This window comes from Streptomyces sp. NPDC031049 (assembly GCF_055571015.1).
Map to the genome: position 1 here is coordinate 25,241 of NZ_JBVIGC010000025.1, position 17,417 is coordinate 42,657.

12 protein-coding genes are annotated in these 17,417 nt (G+C 73.6%); 2 read left to right on the plus strand and 10 right to left on the minus strand.

Annotation, left to right across the window (positions count from 1 at the left end):
* Nucleotides 1–72: 72 nt before the first annotated feature.
* Together ACZ45Q_RS31090 and ACZ45Q_RS31095 are read right to left on the minus strand one after the other, a co-directional pair.
* Entirely contained in the window at nt 73–3,105 is a 3,033-nt protein-coding gene (locus tag ACZ45Q_RS31090) for a putative bifunctional diguanylate cyclase/phosphodiesterase (protein WP_468267471.1), read from the minus strand.
* A gap of 462 nt (nt 3,106–3,567) precedes the next feature.
* Nucleotides 3,568–4,518, minus strand: a complete 951-nt coding sequence (locus ACZ45Q_RS31095; protein ID WP_468267473.1) for a 2-hydroxyacid dehydrogenase — start codon at nt 4,516–4,518, stop codon at nt 3,568–3,570.
* A 93-nt stretch (nt 4,519–4,611) separates the two neighbouring features.
* Between ACZ45Q_RS31095 and ACZ45Q_RS31100 the strand changes: the two genes are divergently transcribed.
* Complete coding sequence (locus ACZ45Q_RS31100; protein WP_468267475.1) at nt 4,612–5,610, plus strand: aldo/keto reductase; 999 nt, start codon at nt 4,612–4,614, stop codon at nt 5,608–5,610.
* 93 nt (nt 5,611–5,703) lie between these two features.
* Nucleotides 5,704–6,870: a PQQ-dependent sugar dehydrogenase gene (locus ACZ45Q_RS31105; protein ID WP_468267477.1), complete on the plus strand. Its 1,167-nt coding sequence runs from the start codon at nt 5,704–5,706 to the stop codon at nt 6,868–6,870.
* A 103-nt stretch (nt 6,871–6,973) separates the two neighbouring features.
* On the opposite strand, the gene ACZ45Q_RS31110 is transcribed toward ACZ45Q_RS31105, so the two are convergent.
* From ACZ45Q_RS31110 to gatA, 8 genes are all read right to left on the minus strand, one after another.
* Nucleotides 6,974–10,012 (minus strand): helix-turn-helix transcriptional regulator, encoded by a 3,039-nt coding sequence (locus tag ACZ45Q_RS31110; protein ID WP_468267581.1) that lies wholly within the window; start codon nt 10,010–10,012, stop codon nt 6,974–6,976.
* 89 nt (nt 10,013–10,101) lie between these two features.
* Nucleotides 10,102–10,287, minus strand: a complete 186-nt coding sequence (locus ACZ45Q_RS31115; protein ID WP_468267479.1) for a hypothetical protein — start codon at nt 10,285–10,287, stop codon at nt 10,102–10,104.
* A gap of 206 nt (nt 10,288–10,493) precedes the next feature.
* Entirely contained in the window at nt 10,494–11,069 is a 576-nt protein-coding gene (locus tag ACZ45Q_RS31120) for a hypothetical protein (RefSeq protein WP_468267481.1), read from the minus strand.
* A 35-nt stretch (nt 11,070–11,104) separates the two neighbouring features.
* Nucleotides 11,105–11,680, minus strand: a complete 576-nt coding sequence (locus ACZ45Q_RS31125) for a GNAT family N-acetyltransferase (protein ID WP_468267483.1) — start codon at nt 11,678–11,680, stop codon at nt 11,105–11,107.
* Nucleotides 11,658–13,904, minus strand: a complete 2,247-nt coding sequence (locus ACZ45Q_RS31130; protein WP_468267485.1) for an MMPL family transporter — start codon at nt 13,902–13,904, stop codon at nt 11,658–11,660. Before ACZ45Q_RS31130 ends, ACZ45Q_RS31125 begins: the two co-directional genes overlap by 23 nt.
* A gap of 249 nt (nt 13,905–14,153) precedes the next feature.
* Nucleotides 14,154–15,668: an Asp-tRNA(Asn)/Glu-tRNA(Gln) amidotransferase subunit GatB gene (gene gatB / locus ACZ45Q_RS31135; RefSeq protein ID WP_468267487.1), complete on the minus strand. Its 1,515-nt coding sequence runs from the start codon at nt 15,666–15,668 to the stop codon at nt 14,154–14,156.
* A gap of 15 nt (nt 15,669–15,683) precedes the next feature.
* The gene (locus ACZ45Q_RS31140; RefSeq protein WP_468267489.1) at nt 15,684–15,923 is read right to left on the minus strand and encodes a hypothetical protein; all 240 of its coding nucleotides are present in this window, start codon (nt 15,921–15,923) and stop codon (nt 15,684–15,686) included.
* Nucleotides 15,920–17,413 (minus strand): Asp-tRNA(Asn)/Glu-tRNA(Gln) amidotransferase subunit GatA, encoded by a 1,494-nt coding sequence (gene gatA / locus ACZ45Q_RS31145; protein ID WP_468267491.1) that lies wholly within the window; start codon nt 17,411–17,413, stop codon nt 15,920–15,922. The genes ACZ45Q_RS31140 and gatA overlap by 4 nt, the downstream gene beginning before the upstream one ends.
* Nucleotides 17,414–17,417 lie beyond the last annotated feature (4 nt).

Here is a 17,417-nt window from a genome sequence, read left to right on the forward strand (position 1 = left end):
GCCGACGCGCTGTCCAAGTACGAGAATTCGGGTGCGCATGGAACTGACCCTCCCCCCGGCACGCACTCACTGTCAAGTGGGTGGGACGGGGGTCTCATTATGTGAACGCAGTACCGTGCCACCACCGAGAACGGCGGGAACGGAGCTGGTCATACCGCTGGTCACCCCTTTGGTGTACACGCCGTTCGTGCCGCCGCCCGCGAACGCCGGCTCGGCCGGTCCGTGCGGCACCGGGTAGCGGCCGGTGCCGAGGGCTCTGCGCAGCCGGTACTCGTCCAGCGGCCCGGAGAAGGCCATGCCCTGCCCGTGGGTGCAGCCCATCGCGCGCAGGGCGACGACCTGCTCGGGCAGGTCCACCCCGCCGGCCACGGACTGCAACCCGAGGTCGGAGGCGATACGGAGCAGCCCGCTGGTGATCTTGTGCAGCCGGGCGGACTCCACGACGCCCTCGACCAGTGAGCGGTCGAGCTTCAGCACGTCGACGGGGAGTCTGCGCAGCGCCGTGATCGCCGCGTAGCCGCTGCCGAAGCCGTCGAGCGTGATCCGTACGCCGACCCGCTTGAGCGCGTTGAGCCGGCGCTCCAGCTCGTCGAGGGGAACCCGGGGGTCGATCTCGGCCAGTTCGATCATCAGGGCGCCCGGCGGCAGTCCGTGCCGGGTCAGCAGGGCCTCCACGGAGCCGGGCGGCATCGAGCGGTCCAGCAGCCGGCGGGCGCCGATCCGGACGGCCACCGGTACGGTCAGTCCGGCGGCGGAGCGCTCGGCCGCCTGCTCGACGGCCTCCTCCAGCATCCAGCGGTCCAGCTCGGCGGTCTTGTCGCCGTCCTCGGCCACCCGCAGGAACTCCGCGGGGGTGAACAGCACCCCCTGGGAGGAACGCCAGCGCGCCTGGGCGCAGACCGAGGTGATCCGGCCGTCCGCCAGGCACACGACCGGCTGGTGCAGCAGCGCGAACTCGCCGTCGTGCAGCGCGGCCCGCAGCCGGGTGGCCAGCTCGGCCTTGCGGACCACGTCCTGCTGCATCTGCGGCTTGTACAGCTCCACGCGGCCCTTGCCGCCCGCCTTGGCGCGGTACATGGCCAGGTCGGCGTTGCGCAGCAGTTCGCCGGCGCCGAGGCCGGGCTCGGCGAAGGCCACGCCGATCGAGGCGTTGACACGGACATCGTTGCCGTCGATGAGGTACGGCTGCGACAGCGTCGTCCTGAGGCGGTCGGCGAGCTCCAGGATGTGCCGTTCGCGGGCGGAGCGGTCCCGTGCGCCGTCCCCGACGATCAGGGCCGCGAACTCGTCGCCGCCCAGCCGGGACGCGGTGTCGCCCTGGCGGACCGCGTCCTGGAGTCTGCGGGCGGCCTGGACGAGCAGTTCGTCCCCGGCCTGGTGCCCGATCGTGTCGTTGACGGCCTTGAAGCCGTCGAGGTCGATGAAGAGCACGGCCGTGCCGCGCAGGGCGGCGCCCCGGTCGGAGGCGCGGCGGCCGGACAGGGCCTGCTGGACCCGCTTGGTGAACAGGGCTCGGTTGGGCAGGTCGGTGAGGGGGTCGTGCTCGGCGTTGTGCTGGAGCTGCGCCTGGAGGCGGACTCTCTCGGTCACGTCCCGGCTGTTGAAGATCAGGCCGCCGTGGTGGCGGTTGACGGTGGACTCGACGTTGAGCCAGCCGCCGTCGCCGGAGCGGAACCGGCACTCGATGCGCGTGGTCGGCTCCGCGACCGGGTCGGCGGCGAGGAACCGGCGCACCTCGTGCACCACGCAGCCGAGGTCCTCCGGGTGGATGAGACCGGCCAGTTCGCTGCCGACCAGTTCCTCGGCGGGCCGGCCGTAGACCCCGGCCGCGGCCGGGGAGACGTACCGCAGGACGCCGCTGGGCGCGGCGATCATGATGACGTCGCTGGAGCCCTGCACCAGGGACCGGAAGTGGTTCTCCTTCTGGGCCAGTTCCTGGGTGAGGGTGATGTTGTCGAGCAGCATGATGCCCTGGCGGACGACGAGCGCGAGCACCACCGTGCCGCCGGTGAGCAGCACGACGCGGTCGACGCTGCGGCCGTTGAGCACGTTGTAGAGGATGCCCAGCGTGCAGACCGCGGCGGCGAGATACGGGGTGAGCGCGGCCAGGGACCCGGCGAGGGGCCGGGCCGCGGGAAAACGGCCGTGCTCGCCGCCCGGCGGGGGCGCCGGGGGCCGGGGGCCGGTGCGCTGGCCGGGGACGTGCTCGTGCACCACGCGCGTGTGGCCGCCGGGCGGCTCCGGGTCCGCGGAGTGCCCGTGCCGGGGCCCGGCCCAGGGGGCGTACGCGAGCAGCAGCGAACCGGCGAACCAGCCCGCGTCGAGCAGCTGCCCGGAGCGGTAACTGCTCTGGAGCAGCGGCGAGGTGAACAGGGCGTCGCACATCACCGTGAGCGCGAGTCCGCCGATCGCGGTGTTCACCGCGGAGCGGTACACCGGCGTCCGGCGGAAGTGCAGCGCGAGCACCATGCTGACCAGGGCGATGTCCAGCAGCGGGTACGCCAGCGACAGCGCGGTGTGCGCCACGGGCCCCCCGTCCGCCTTGGCCGCCTGGGCGAGCGCCAGGCTCCAGGCCAGCGTCAGCAGCGAGCCGCCGATCAGCCAGGCGTCCAGCCCCAGGCAGACCCAGCCCGCCTTGGTCACCGGCCGTTTGGCGAACACCAGCAGGCCCACGATGGCGGGCGGCGCGAAGCACAGGAAGAACAGGTCCGCGTAGCTGGGGCTCGGCACGGGGGACTCGAGGACGACCTCGTACCACCCCCACACCCCGTTGCCCAGGGCCGCCATCGCGGAGGAGAGGGCGAACAGCAGCCAGGCGGGCCGGAAGTGGACGCGGCGCCGGCGGGCGTAGAGGAAGCAGGACACGGCGGCGGCCCCCGCGGCGGCGGCCAGCCCGAAGTCCCCCATGATCATGGCGAGGCGGGGGGAGCCCCAGCCGAACGCGGCGCCGACGGCGTAGGCCGCGCAGACCAGGGCCAGCAGCAACGGGCGGACCAGGCGCGGCCCGTCGGGGCCGGCCGCCGGGCGGGACAGCAGCGGTCCCCCCGCCGGCTGCGATCGCAACGCCCCGTCGAGCGTGGGCGCGGGAGGCGAGGGTGAGGTCACCACGGCCTCCCGGTCCGGCTCGGTACCGGGTCCCGCGGGCTCCGGTGCGCCGGGGGGGCCTGCCTTCTGCGGCTGCCGTGCCTGCGCTGGTGACTGTGGTGGTGGCTGTGCTGACCGGGGTGGCCGCGTCTGCGCGCGGCCGTGCGCCACGGCCGCCGTCGGCGGCTCCGCCGCGTCGGATCGTTCGTCCATAGGCCGTGCATCGCCCGTCGCCCCCCTCGCAGTCTCAGATGTCCGTCCCCGGCGCCGAACGGTGCACGGCGCAGCCCCTGTCGGGGACGATACACCAGGATCGTCACTCAGGGACATAGGTTCTCTACGCTCCGTGACGACCAGGGACGATGCGGGTACCCACCGCTTCCGGAAGGCTGCGGAGGGTACCGGAAGCGGGTTCTGCGGTACCGCGTGCGCCGGTCTCGCGGCCCGTGCGCCGCGTGCGCCTTCGGGCTCCGTGCGCGCTTCTCAGGAGCGGGGTGTCCCCGTGGTCAGGACCACGTTCCGCAGGGGCTCCCGGTTCACGAAACGGCGCAACTGGTCCGTCAGCAGCCGCTTGGCCCGTGGCAGGAAGGCGGACGTGGGCCCGCCGACGTGCGGGCTGATCAGCAGGCCGGGCGCCTGCCACAGGGGGTGGCCCGCGGGCAGCGGCTCCGGGTCGGTGACGTCGAGGGCGGCGGTGACGCGCCCGCTCTCCAGTTCGGCGAGCAGCGCCTTGGTGTCGACGACCGGGCCGCGGGCGACGTTGACCAGCAGCGCGCCGGTCTTCATCCGGCCCAGGAACTCCGCGTCCACCAGGCCGCGGGTGGTCTCGGTGAGCGGCGTGGACAGCACGACGACATCGGCCTCGGGCAGCAGGGCGGGCAGATCGGTGAGCGGATGCACCGGGCCGCGCGCCGTTGTGCGAGCGGAGCGCGCGACGCGCGCCACCCGCGCCACCTCGAAGGGCACGAGCCGGTCCTCGATGGCCGAACCGATCGAGCCGTAGCCGACGATGAGGACGTTCTTGTCGGCCAGCGCGGGCCGGAACCCGCCGAGCCACTCCCCGCGGTCCTGCGCGCGCACGAAGTCCGGGACGCCGCGCAGCGAGGCGAGGATCAGGGCGAGGGTGAGTTCCGCGGTGCTCGCCTCGTGCACACCGCGCGCGTTGCACAGCCGTACGCCCTCGGGCAGGTGGCGCAGGCCGGGCTCGACGTGGTCGGTGCCGGCCGAGAGGGTCTGCACGACCCGCACGGAACGCATCTGCGGCATGGGGCGCGTGCCCACACCGCTGGGTTTCATGTAGGGCACGACGTAGTACACGCAGTCGGCGGGGTCCGCGGGGAACTCCTCGCCGCCGTTCCAGAAGCGGTAGACGGGGCCCTCGGGAAGCCCCTCGATCTCGTCCGGCGGGATGGGCAGCCACACGTCAGCAGTCATGGTCAGGAGGCTATGTCAGGAGCCGGCGACCGCAGAGGTTAGGTTGGGGCGGGCCTGACGAGCCAGGGCCTGACGAGGGGAGGTCACGACCAGGTGGAGCGCAGGACGATCGGTGCGGCGGCACTCTCGGTGGGGGCCGTCGGGCTGGGGTGCATGCCGATGAGCTGGGCGTACAGCGCCTCGCGGCAGCGGGGCGACGAGTCGCTCAGGGCGGTGCACCGGGCGCTGGACCTGGGCTGCTCCCTGCTGGACACGGCCGACATGTACGGCCCGTTCACCAACGAGCTGCTGGTGGGGCGGGCGTTGAAGGAGCGGCGTGCCGACGCCTTCGTGTCCACGAAGGTCGGTCTGCTCGTCGGCGACCAGCACATCGTGGCCAACGGCCGCCCCGGCTATGTGAAGCGGGCCTGCGACGCGTCGCTGCGCCGGCTCCAGACGGACGTCATCGACCTCTACCAGCTGCACCGCGCCGACCCCGAGGTGCCGGTCGAGGAGACCTGGGGCGCGATGGCGGATCTGGTCCGGGCCGGGAAGGTGCGGGCGCTGGGTCTGTGCGCGGTGGGCGCCCGGTCGGCACGCCGGTCCGGGTCGCGGCTGCACGACGCGACGATCCGGCAGCTGGAGCGGGTGCAGCAGGTCTTCCCGGTGAGCGCGGTCCAGGCCGAGCTGTCGGTGTGGTCGCCGGAGGCGCTGGAGGCGCTGCTGCCGTGGTGCGAGGCGCGGGGCGTCGGGTTCCTCGCGGCGATGCCGCTCGGCAACGGCTTCCTGACCGGCACGCTGACGCCCGGCGGGGGCTTCGAGCCGGACGACCTGCGCGCCCGGCACCCGCGCTTCACGGCCGAGATGATGGCGGCCAACCAGCCGATCGTCGCCGGACTGCGCCGCATCGCGGCCCGGCACGGCGAGGCCGTCACACCGGCGCAGGTGGCGCTGGCGTGGGTGCTGGCGCAGGGCCGGCACGTGGTGCCGGTGCCGGGCGCCAAGCGGGAGCGGTGGGTGACGCAGAACGCCGCGGCGTCGGTGCTGCGGCTGTCGGAACGGGACCTGGCGGAGGTCGGCGAGCTGCCGCCGGCGCTCGGCTCGTGGGAATGAGGACGCGGCCGTACGGTTGGGGGTCGGCGCACTCGGGAACTTGTGGGGCGCCGGCGGTGTAAGACAGGAAGAACCCGCCGCGTCGAAGGGACCATGATCGTGCAACGTCGAGCCGTGACGGCCGTCTTGACCGCCGCGCTCCTGCTGACGGCCGGCTGCTCCTCCGGCGACGGAGGCGGAGCCGCCGGGGACCGGGGCGCCTCCCCCACCCGTACCGGCGCGCAGGCGTCGCCCTCGCGTTCGGCCACCGGGGAGGCACCGCCCGCGAAGGGCTCCGTGGAGGTGGTCCGCACCGTCGCGACGGGCCTGGACAGCCCCTGGGGCCTGGCCCCGCTGCCGGAGGGCGATCTGCTGGTCTCCTCCCGGGACGACGCCACGATCACCCGGATCGACGGCGACAGCGGCCGGAAGACCACCCTGGGCGAGGTGCCCGGTGTGGAGCCGGCCGGCGAGGGCGGTCTGATGGGGCTCGCCCTCTCCCCCGACTTCGCCTCGGACCGGATGGTCTACGCCTACTTCACGTCGGCGTCGGACAACCGCGTCGTGCGCATGCTGTACGACGCCGACAAGCCGTCCGGCCGGCAACTGGGCGCCCCCGACACGGTCTTCCGGGGCATCCCCAAGGGCATCATCCACAACGGCGGCCGGATCGCCTTCGGCCCCGACAAGATGCTGTACATCGGCACGGGCGAGACCGGCGACACGGGGCTGTCGCAGGACCGGGACTCCACGGGCGGCAAGATCCTGCGCATCACCCCCGACGGCGACCCGGCGCCCGGCAACCCGTTCCCCGACTCCCCCGTCTACTCGTACGGCCATCGCAACGTGCAGGGCCTGGCCTGGGACCGCGAGCAGCGGCTGTTCGCCTCGGAGTTCGGCCAGAACACCTGGGACGAGCTGAACGCGATCGCGCCGGGCGACAACTACGGCTGGCCCGAGGCGGAGGGCCGCTCGGACGACGACGCGTTCCACGACCCGGTCGCGCAGTGGTCCACGGAGGAGGCCTCCCCCAGCGGCATCGCCCACGCCGAGGGCTCGGTCTGGATGGCGGGCCTGCGCGGCGAGCGGCTGTGGCGCATCCCGCTGGAGGGCACCGGTACGGCGGCGGACCCGCAGGCGTTCCTGACGGGCGAGTACGGCCGGCTGCGCACGGTGGTCGCGGCGGGCGGCGACCGGCTGTGGCTGGTCACCAGCAACACGGACGGCCGGGGCGACCCGAAGGACGGCGACGACCGGATCCTGGAGCTGACGGTGCGCTAGCCGCGGCGCTCGGTCGCCCACCCCCACCGGGCGAGCCCTGCCGTCCCGCCGCAGCAGCTGCCGCAGCCCGCCGGCAGTCGTGCCGCCGGGGCGCCGGGCGGTGTCAGGCTGTCGGGGTCGGGTGGAAGAGGCCCAGGCGGTGGGCCATCGCCGCCGCCTCGCCGCGGCCGGCGACACCGAGCTTGGCGAGGATGTTGGAGACGTGGACGCTGGCCGTCTTCGGGGAGATGAACAGTTCCTCGGCGATACGCCGGTTGGTGTGGCCGTCGGCCACCAGGCGGAGTACGTCGCGTTCACGGCTGGTGAGGCCGAGCGCCTCCGCCGGATCGGCGGCGGGAGCCGCGGTGTGCAGCGGCAGCCGGGCGCGCTGGGCCAGACCGGTGGCCGCGTCGGCGAGCGGGCGGGCACCGAGGTGGCCGGCGACGGCATGGACGAGGCGGAGCAGCTCCGTGGCACGGTCGCGGTCGGCCGCGCCGTCGCCGGAGGTGAGCAGGGCCTCGGCCAGCCGCTGACGCACCCGGGCGAGGTCGTAGGGCCGTCCCAGGGCCTCGAGCGCGGTGACCGCGTCCGACCAGGCCTGCGGGGTGTCCCGGCCCTCGGCGCGGAGCAGCTCGGCGCGGACCCACAGGGCGTGGGCCTCCCACAGCGGGACGCCGGTGGTGAGGGACTTGGCGGCCCCGCGCAGCCGGTCGAGCGTCTCGGCGCGGCCCTCCTCGGCGGCCGGCACACCCCGCGCGTCGGCCTCGGCCTCGGCGGCGGCCAGCAGCAGCGGCCAGCCGTAGCGCTGGGTGCCGGGCGGGAACCCGGCGTCCAGGGCGCGGAACAGCTCGGCGCGGGCGTCGGGCAGGCGGCCCTCGGCGGCGGCGAGGGAGACGGCCATGGCGGCCAGCGGCAGCCGGTACTGCGGCATGGGGTCGTGCGTGCCGTAGGACGCGCGGGCCTCGGCGAGCTGCCGGGCGGCCTCGGCGACCTCCCCGCGCGCGAGCGCGATCCAGGAGGTCTTCAGGCAGGCGCCGCCACGGGGCTGGGCGGCCCGCCCCGAGGCCCGGGCCGACGCCTCCAGCGCCTCCTCCCACCGGCCCAGGGACAGATACGACTCGGCGAGGTTGCCCCACACCCAGGCCTCGGACTCCAGCAGGCCCATCCGCCGGGTGACCTCGACGCCCTCGCGCAGGATGCGGACCGCCTCCTCGGAGCGGCCGATGCCCTCCAGCACCGAGGGCAGGTTCACGTGGCTGCGGGCCACCACGCCGGACCGGCCGCGGGCCACCGCCAGTTCCTTCACCTCGTACATCTCGGCGAGGCCGGAGTCGATGTGGCCCGCGTCGACCATCAGGCCGCCGAGGGTGAGGCGGGCGTCGAGTTCGATGTCGGCGGTGCCGACCATGCGGGCGTACTCCACGGCCCGTTCGGCCGCGGCGACGGCCTCGGGGCCGGGGTTGTGCAGCATCGACCAGCCCGCGACGACGGCCAGCACGCGCGCGTGCACCTCCGAGGGCGGCAGGCCCCGGACGAGGTCCTGGGCCATGGTCAGCTCGTGCCGGCCGTCGCCGCGGGCCTGGGCCTGGATCAGCAGCCCGCGCTGGGTCCAGAACCAGGCGGCGCGCAGCGGGTCGGGGTCCTCCTCCAGCAGGTCCAGCGCCCGGCCGGTGATCCGCAGGGCGCGCTTGCGCTCGCCGCTCAGCCGGCCCGCGACGGCCGCCTCGGCCATCAGGTCCAGGTAGCGCAGCGGCGGGGACGCCGGTGCCCCCTCGCCCGAGGCGCGGGAGGCGGGGTAGAACTCGGCGCAGTCCAGGGGGCGCAGGCCGGCGCGGACCTCCTCGGGGGCGGAGTCCCACAGCTCCATGGCCCGCTCCAGCAGCCCCAGTTGCTCGGAGTAGGCGTGGCGGCGGCGGGCCTCGACGGCGGCGTCCAGGACGGCCGGCAGCGCCCGGGCGGTGTCGTGGGCGCGGTACCAGTAGCTGGCCAGCCGCATGACGCGCTCGTCGGCCGGGACCAGCGTCGGATCGGCGTCGAGGGCCTCGGCGTAGCGGCGGTTGAGGCGGGACCGCTCGCCGGGCAGCAGGTCGTCGGCGACGGCCTCGCGGACCAGGGAGTGCCGGAAGCGGTAGCCGTCGCCGTCGGGCGCGGGCAGCAGGATGTTGGCGTTGACCGCGGCGCGCAGGGCCTCGATGAGGTCGTCCTCGGCGAGCCGGGCGACGGCGGCGAGCAGCCGGTACTCGACGGTGGTGCCGCCCTCGGCGACGATCCGGGCGATCCGCTGGGCGGTCTCGGGGAGCGCCTCGACGCGGACCAGGAGCAGGTCGCGCAGCGTGTCGGTGAGGCCGCTGCCGCAGCCGTCGTGCGTGGCGACGGCGAGTTCCTCGACGAAGAAGGCGTTGCCGTCGGAGCGCCGGAAGATCTCGTCGACCCGGCTCGGTTCGGGTTCCCTGGCGAGGATGCCCGCTATCTGGTGGCCCACTTCCTCGCGGGTGAAGCGGTCCAGCTCGATGCGGCGGACCGTGCGCAACCGGTCGAGTTCGGCGAGCAGGGGGCGCAGCGGGTGGCGGCGGTGGATGTCGTCGGAACGGTAGGTGGCCAGGACGGCCAGGCGGCCGGTGCGCAGGGTGCGCAGCAGGTAGGCGAGCAGGTGGCGGGTGGAGGCGTCGGCCCAGTGCAGATCCTCGAGGACGAGGACGACGGGGTGCCGGGCGGCGGTCCGCTCCAGCAGGCGGGCGGTCAGTTCGAAGAGGCGGGCCAGGCCCTCCTCGTCGGGGCGGCCGGGGGGTGCGGCGGCGGGGTTCTCGGCCAGTTCGGGCAGCAGCCGGGCGAGTTCCTCCTCCTGGCCGGCCGCGGCGGCGGCCAGGTCGTCCGGCAGGGCGCGGCGCAGGGCGCGCAGCGCGGTGGAGAAGGGTGCGAACGGCAGCCCGTCGGCGCCGATCTCGACGCAGCCGCCGAGGGCGACGACCGCGCCGTGCGCGCGGGCGGCGGCGGCGAACTCCTCGACGAGGCGGGTCTTGCCGACGCCCGCCTCACCGCCGACCAGCAGCGCCTGCGGCTCTCCCTCGGCGGCGCTGACGAGCGCCTCGCGCAACGTGTCCAGTTCGCCGGTGCGGCCGACGAACACGGGGCTGACTGACCTGGTCTCCACGGGCCCGAGCATCGCATGCCGGTCCGACGGTCCGGCACCGGTTTTCCGGCGGGCGACCGCGCGGCGCGGGGCCGTGCGGTCGCCCTGCCGGGGCCCGGCGTTCATGCGGCCCGTGGGAAGCGGTGCCGCCGGCCGCGGGGCCTATGGCTCTCGGCCTCGGCGGTGTCCTGGGCGGCTGCCCGGCGGGCGGCGCGGCCGGCGCGGACGGCCTCGCGGGCCAGCCGCTCCTGCTCGGCGCGGCGGATCAGTTCGGCGGAGCGGGCCTTGTGCAGCTCGTACTCGAACACGGTATACCCCCTGGTGACGGTGTCGGTGTCGGTGCCGCTCGGTGCGACGCCTCCACTGTCGTCTCCCAGGGGGCCCCGCCACATCAGGTAACTGCCGCATCTTGGGCCGGGGGCCGGGGCCTTAGACGTGCGGAAGGGGTCTTAGGGCGGGCGCCGGTGGCGCTGGTGTGCCCTAAGACCCCTTGCCGGGTGCGGGTGCGGCCGGCTCAGCCGGTGGCCGGCAGCCCCAGCAGGACGCCGGTGTACTTCAGGACGGCCAGGAGCAGGCCGATCACGCCCAGCGCGACGCCGGCCCAGGCGACCGACTTGACCCACGCCGCCTGCGGCCGGCCGGGCGCCCCGAACGCGGGACGGGCCAGCACCACGACGCCGACGATCAGCGCGACCAGGGCGAAGACGCCGCCCCACAGCGCGGTGGCCTGCCAGGCCTGGCCGTAGCCCTTGTCGATCATCTGGGCGACGTTCCCGGACGAGGAGCTCTCCAGCTGCCCGATCAGCGACTGGCGGGCGGAGGCCACGGTGCCGACCCAGCTGCCGGTCAGCGAGACGACGCCCAGCGCGGCGGCGACGACGGCACCCGCGCCCTGGCCGACCCCGGAGGGGCCCTCCCGGCCGGTGGTGCCCTCCTGGGCCGCCTCCTCCGTGCCCTCGGCACCGTCGGTGGTCGCCTCGGGGGCGTCGGCGGACACGGTGTCCGCGACCGCCTCGTCGGTCCTGCCGGCCGTGCCGGTCTCATCGGTGGTCGTCTTCACCGCGGTCTCGTCCACTGTCTTCGTTCCCATGTCTCGCACCGTACGGACGCTGTCTGAGAGGTCCCTTAATGATCCTTCTGGGCGGTACGCGCGCGTGCCGCACGCCACTCGGGCGCGAGCACGGCCCACACCTCCATGTCCTGGCGGACACCCCGGTAGGGGAAGCTCTCGCGCAGAACGCCCTCCCGCATCATGCCGAGTCGCCGCGCGGCGTTGACACTGGGGGTGTTCGCGGACGACGCGTGCCACTCCACGCGGTGCATGCCGCGCTCGTCGAACGCCCAGTCGATCAGCACCCGGGCACCCCGCGTGACCAGCCCCTTGCCGGTCCCGGCCGGTTCCAGCCAGCAGCCGATCTCGCACACGCCGGTGGCGGCGTCGAAGACCCGGAAGAGCAGTCCGCCGACGAGCTTGCCGTCGAGCCACAGCCCGTGCAGGAACCCGCTGTCGGCGGCGTGCTTGTCGGCGTACGACTGAAGCAGCGCCCGCGCGGACTCGAGGTCGGTGGCCTTCGCCCCGAACGGGATGTGCCGGCTGATGAACTCCCGGCCCCGGTCCAGGTGGGCGAGGAACTCCTCGGCGTGCCAGGTCTCCAGCGGACGCAGTTCCGCGCCGTCGTCACCCAGTGGTATCGCGTACATCCCGCTGCCGCTCCTCCTGCGCCAGGACGTCCGCCACCTCGGCGTCCGTCACGGCGGCCAGCCTCTCATGCGCGGCACGGCACTCGGGCGGTTCGATGCTGATGCGGGGCAGCCGGGCGTCCAGCCACCGGGGCAGCCACCAGTTGGCCCGGCCGAGCATGTGCATCAGGGCGGGCACCAGGAGGGTGCGCAGGACGAAGGCGTCCAGGGCGACGGCGGCGGCCAGCGCGATGCCGAACATGGCGATCACGCGGTCGCCGCTGAGGACGAAGGCGAGGAAGACCGAGATCATGATGACCGCGGCGGAGTTGATCACCCGGCTGGTCTCGGCCAGGCCGACCCGGACGGCGCGCCGGTTGTCCCCGGTCTCCAGCCACTCCTCGTACATCCGGCTGACCAGGAAGACCTGGTAGTCCATGGAGAGCCCGAACAGCACCGACACCATGATCACGGGCAGGAAGGGCTCGATCGGCCCGGCGCTGCCCAGGCCGAGCAGTTCGCTGCCCCAGCCCCACTGGAAGATCGCGACGACGACGCCGAAGGCGCCGGCCACGGCGGCGATGTTCATGGCGGCGGCCTTCAGCGGGATGCCGACGGAGCGGAAGGCCAGCAGGAGCAGCAGACAGCCCAGGCCGACGACGACGCCGACGAAGAGCGGCAGCTTGCCGACGATGACGGCGGCGAAGTCGTCGTACCCGGCGGTGACGCCGCCCACGTGCACGTCGAGGCCGGTGCCGTTCTCGGCGCGCGGCAGCACCTCCTCGCGCAGCCGGTCGACCAGGTCGCTGGTGGCCTCGGACTGGGGTGCCGACTCGGGGACGACGGTGAGGTAGGCGGTGTCGCCGCCGGAGCTGTAGGCCGCCGGTGTCACCGAGGCGACGCCCTCGGTGCCGCGCAGGGTGGCGTCGAGGTTGTCCAAGGCGAGCCGGTCCTCGGCGCCGCCGACCTCGGTGGCCAGGGTGAGGGGGCCGTTCACGCCGGGCCCGAACCCGTCGGCGAGCAGGTCGTAGGCCTGGCGGGTGGTGCTCTCGCGCGGGTCGTTGCCCGCGTCGGAGGTGCCCAGGCGCAGCCCGAGGGTGGGCAGGGCGAGGACGGTGACGACGACCAGGGCGAGGGCGCCGAGCAGCTTGGGCCGGCGTTCGACCAGCGCCGACCAGCGGGCGGCGAACCCGGTCGGCATCTCGGGCTCCGGCCCGTGCTCGGCGAGCCGGCGGCGCTCGCGGCGGCTCAGGGCGCGCGGGCCGATGTACGCCAGCAAGGCCGGCAGCAGCGTCACGGAGGCCGCGACGGTGAGGACCACGGTCAGGGCGGCGGCCATGGCGACGCCGTTGAGGAAGCCGAGCCGGAGGATCAGCATGCCCAGCAGCGCGATGCACACGGTGGCACCCGCGAAGACGACGGCCCGTCCGGTGGTGGAGACGGCGCTCACGGCGGCCTCGGGCACGGACAGCCCGCGCTTGAGTCCGCGCCGGTGTCTGGTGACGATGAACAGCGCGTAGTCGATGCCGACGCCGAGCCCGATCAGCATGCCGAGCATCGGCGCGAAGTCGGCGACGGTCATGGCGTGCCCGAGCAGCACGGTCCCGGCGTAGGCAGTGCCGACGCCGACCAGCGCGGTGGCGATGGGCAGCGCGGCGGCGGCGGGCGAGCCGAAGGCGAGGAGCAGCACCAGGGCGGCGATGACCACGCCGACCACCTCGGCCAGGTGACCGCCGGGCGCCTCGGTGCCGCCGACGGCGCCGCCGCCCAGCTCCACCCGGAGTCCGTCGCCCTCGGCGGACTTCGCGGCCTCCACGACCGCCCGCGCCTCGGCCTCGGAGACGTCCCCGGGCCGGTCGTCGAAGGTGACGACGGCGTACGCGGTGTGGGCGTCCTCGCTGATGAGGGCGGAGTCGGGGGCGTCGTAGGGGTTGGTCACGGACGCCACGCCGGGCAGGTGCTCGATGCGGTCCAGGGTGCGGGTCATCGTCTGTTCGACGGCGGCGGCGCGGACGGTCTCGGACGGGGAGTGCCAGACGACGGTGCCGGTGTCGCCGCCGTGGCCCGGGAAGCCGGAGTCGAGGAGCCGGGAGACGCGGTCGGACTCGGTGCCGGGGACCTTGTAGTCGTTGGAGTACGCCGTGCCGGTGGCGGAGGCGGCCGCGGCGACCCCGGCGAAGGCGAGCAGCCAGAGCAGGACGGTGATCAGGCGGCGTCGGACACACCAGCGTGCGAGGGCTGCCACGAGCGTGCTCCCAGGGTGACTGATTGTGGATCTTTGTTCGGGAACAGTCGTCTATGAACTGAACAACCCGCAAAGAACGCATGAGCGATGCGCAGCCACTCTTGCAGGCGAAAGTGATCGATTGCGGAATTCGTGGGGTTATTCACACCAGTGGGACACGGGACACCCGACAATCAGGTGAGTCGTGCCGGGAACGCCGGAAAGGGGCCGCCCGGGATCCGGTGCGGCCCCTTTCCGGGTGCGTGCGGCTCAGCCCTCGGTGACGCCGAGCTTGTGCAGGATCAGCTCCTTGACGCGGGCGGCGTCGGCCTGGCCGCGGGTCGCCTTCATGACCGCGCCGACCAGGGCGCCGGCTGCGGCCACCTTGCCGCCGCGGATCTTGTCGGCGACGGCCGGGTTGCCGGCGATGGCCTCGTCCACGGCCGCGGTGAGCGCGCCCTCGTCGGAGACGACCTTCAGACCGCGCTTGTCGACGACCTCGTCCGGGGTGCCCTCGCCGGCGAGGACGCCCTCGATGACCTGGCGGGCCAGCTTGTCGTTGAGGTCGCCGGCCGCCACCAGCTCGGTGACCCGGGCGACCTGGGCCGGGGTGATCGCCAGCTCGTCCAGCGCCGTGCCGGACTCGTTGGCGGCGCGGGCCAGCTCGCCCATCCACCACTTGCGGGCGGAGGCGGCGTCCGCCCCGGCGTCGATGGTGGCGACGATCGGGTCCAGCGCGCCGGCGTTGAGGATCGCCTGCATGTCGGTGGCCGAGACGCCCCACTCCTCACGGAGCCGGTTGCGGCGCACCAGCGGCAGTTCGGGCAGCGCGGCGCGCAGCTTCTCCACCCACTCGCGGGACGGGGCGACCGGGACGAGGTCGGGCTCCGGGAAGTACCGGTAGTCCTCGGCCTCCTCCTTCACCCGGCCGGAGGTGGTGGAGCCGGTGTCCTCGTGGAAGTGGCGGGTCTCCTGGACGATGGTGCCGCCGCCGCTCAGGACCGCCGCGTGCCGCTGGATCTCGTAGCGGGCCGCGCGCTCCACGGACCGCAGCGAGTTGACGTTCTTCGTCTCCGAGCGGGTGCCGAACGTCTCGGCGCCCTTCGGCATCAGCGACAGGTTCACGTCGCAGCGCATCTGACCCATCTCCATGCGGGCCTCGGACACGCCGAGCGCGCGGATCAGCTCGCGCAGCTCGCGGACGTACGCCCGCGCGACCTCGGGAGCCCGCTCGCCCGCGCCCACGATGGGCTTGGTGACGATCTCGATGAGCGGGATGCCGGCGCGGTTGTAGTCGAGCAGGGAGTGGGAGGCGCCGTGGATCCGGCCGGTGGCGCCGCCGACGTGGGTCGACTTGCCGGTGTCCTCCTCCATGTGGGCGCGCTCGATCTCCACGCGGAAGGTCTCGCCGTCCTCCAGCTGCACGTCGAGGTAGCCGTCGAAGGCGATCGGCTCGTCGTACTGGGAGGTCTGGAAGTTCTTCGGCATGTCCGGATAGAAGTAGTTCTTCCGGGCGAAGCGGCACCACTCGGCGATCTCGCAGTTCAGCGCGAGGCCGATCTTGACGGCGGACTCGACGCCGGTCGCGTTGACGACCGGGAGCGCGCCGGGCAGGCCGAGGCAGACCGGGCAGGTCTGGGTGTTCGGGTCGGCGCCGAGCGCGGTCGAACAGCCGCAGAACATCTTGGTCTTGGTGCCGAGTTCGACATGGACCTCGAGGCCCATGACGGGGTCGTACGACGCGAGTGCGTCCTCGTACGACACCAGGTCGGTCGTGGTGGTCACGGTGAAACTTCCCTCTCAGCCCAGCAGGACGTCGTCGTCGCCGAGACGCTTCAGCTCGCGGTACAGGATGGCGAGGTTGGTGACGACAGCGGCGCCGGTCACGACGGCGTCGAGCAGCCGCAGCGTGTCGCTCTCGCTCCGGGCCTTCTTGATCTGCTTGTAGACCCCGACGGCGCCGAACGCCGAGGTGGCCATCGAGATGTACAGACCGGACTTGGACGACTTGAAGCCCTTGGCCTTGGACAGTGCGCTCACAGCGACGGTGCCTCCTCGATCAGCGGGTGGCCCCACTTTTCCACGAAGGCAGCCTCGACGGCGGCGCCGACCTTGTAGAGCCGGTCGTCCTTCATGGCGGGGGCGATGATCTGCAGACCCACCGGCAGGTTGTCCTCGGGTGCGAGGCCGCAGGGCAGCGACATGGCCGCGTTGCCCGCCAGGTTGGTGGGGATGGTGCACAGGTCGGCGAGGTACATCGCCATCGGGTCGTCGGCGCGCTCGCCGATCGGGAAGGCGGTGGTCGGGGTCGTCGGGGAGACGATCACGTCGACCTGCTCGAAGGCCTTCTCGAAGTCCCGCGTGATGAGCGTGCGGACCTTCTGCGCGCTGCCGTAGTACGCGTCGTAGTAGCCGCTGGACAGGGCGTACGTGCCGAGCATGACGCGGCGCTTGACCTCGGGGCCGAAGCCGGCCTCGCGGGTCAGGGAGGTGACCTCCTCGGCGGAGTGCGTGCCGTCGTCGCCGGTCCTGAGGCCGTAGCGCAGGCCGTCGAAGCGGGCGAGGTTGGAGGAGCACTCCGAGGGGGCGATCAGGTAGTACGCCGACAGGGCGAGGTCGAAGGACGGGCAGTCCAGCTCGACGATCTCGGCGCCCAGTTCCTTCAGCAGCTCGACGGACTCGTCGAAGCGCTGGACGACGCCGGCCTGGTAGCCCTCGCCGCGGAACTGCTTGACCACGCCGACGCGCATTCCCGCGACGCTGCCGTTGCGGGCGGCCTCGACCACCGGCGGGACGGGGGCGTCGATGGAGGTGGAGTCCATCGGGTCGTGTCCGGCGATCACCTCGTGCAGCAGGGCCGCGTCCAGGACCGTGCGGGCGCAGGGGCCGCCCTGGTCGAGGGAGGAGGAGAAGGCCACCATGCCGAAGCGGGAGACGCCGCCGTACGTCGGCTTGACGCCGACGGTGCCGGTGACGGCCGCGGGCTGGCGGATGGAGCCGCCGGTGTCGGTGCCGATGGCGAGCGGCGCCTCGAAGGCGGCGAGCGCGGCGGAGGAGCCGCCGCCGGAACCGCCGGGGATCTTGGTGAGGTCCCAGGGGTTGCCGGTCGGGCCGTACGCGCTGTTCTCGGTGGACGACCCCATGGCGAACTCGTCCATGTTGGTCTTGCCGAGGATGACGACGTCGGCGGCCTTCAGCTTCTTGGTGACCGTCGCGTCGTACGGCGGGATCCAGCCCTCGAGGATCTTCGAGCCGACGGTCGTGGGCACGCCCTCGGTGGTGAAGATGTCCTTCAGCGCGAGGGGGACGCCCGCCAGCGGGCCGAGCTTCTCGCCGCGCTCCCGCTTGGCGTCCACGGCGCGCGCCTGCGCGAGGGCGCCTTCGCGGTCGACGTGCAGGAAGGCGTGCACCTTCTCGTCGACGGCCTCGATGCGGGCGAGGTGCGCCTCGGTGACCTCGACGGCGGTCAGCTCGCCGGAGGCGATCTTCGCGGCGATCTCGGCCGCGGTGAGCTTGATGATGTCGCTCATGGCG

Bases quoted from the DNA above. Each gene is read 5' to 3' on its own strand.
- ACZ45Q_RS31095 (WP_468267473.1), bottom strand. From the start codon at position 4,518: ATGACTGCTGACGTGTGGCTGCCCATCCCGCCGGACGAGATCGAGGGG.
- ACZ45Q_RS31105 (WP_468267477.1), top strand. From the start codon at position 5,704: ATGATCGTGCAACGTCGAGCCGTGACGGCCGTCTTGACCGCCGCGCTC.
- ACZ45Q_RS31110 (WP_468267581.1), bottom strand. From the start codon at position 10,012: ATGCTCGGGCCCGTGGAGACCAGGTCAGTCAGCCCCGTGTTCGTCGGC.
- ACZ45Q_RS31120 (WP_468267481.1), bottom strand. From the start codon at position 11,069: ATGGGAACGAAGACAGTGGACGAGACCGCGGTGAAGACGACCACCGAT.
- ACZ45Q_RS31125 (WP_468267483.1), bottom strand. From the start codon at position 11,680: ATGTACGCGATACCACTGGGTGACGACGGCGCGGAACTGCGTCCGCTG.
- gatA (WP_468267491.1), bottom strand. From the start codon at position 17,413: ATGAGCGACATCATCAAGCTCACCGCGGCCGAGATCGCCGCGAAGATC.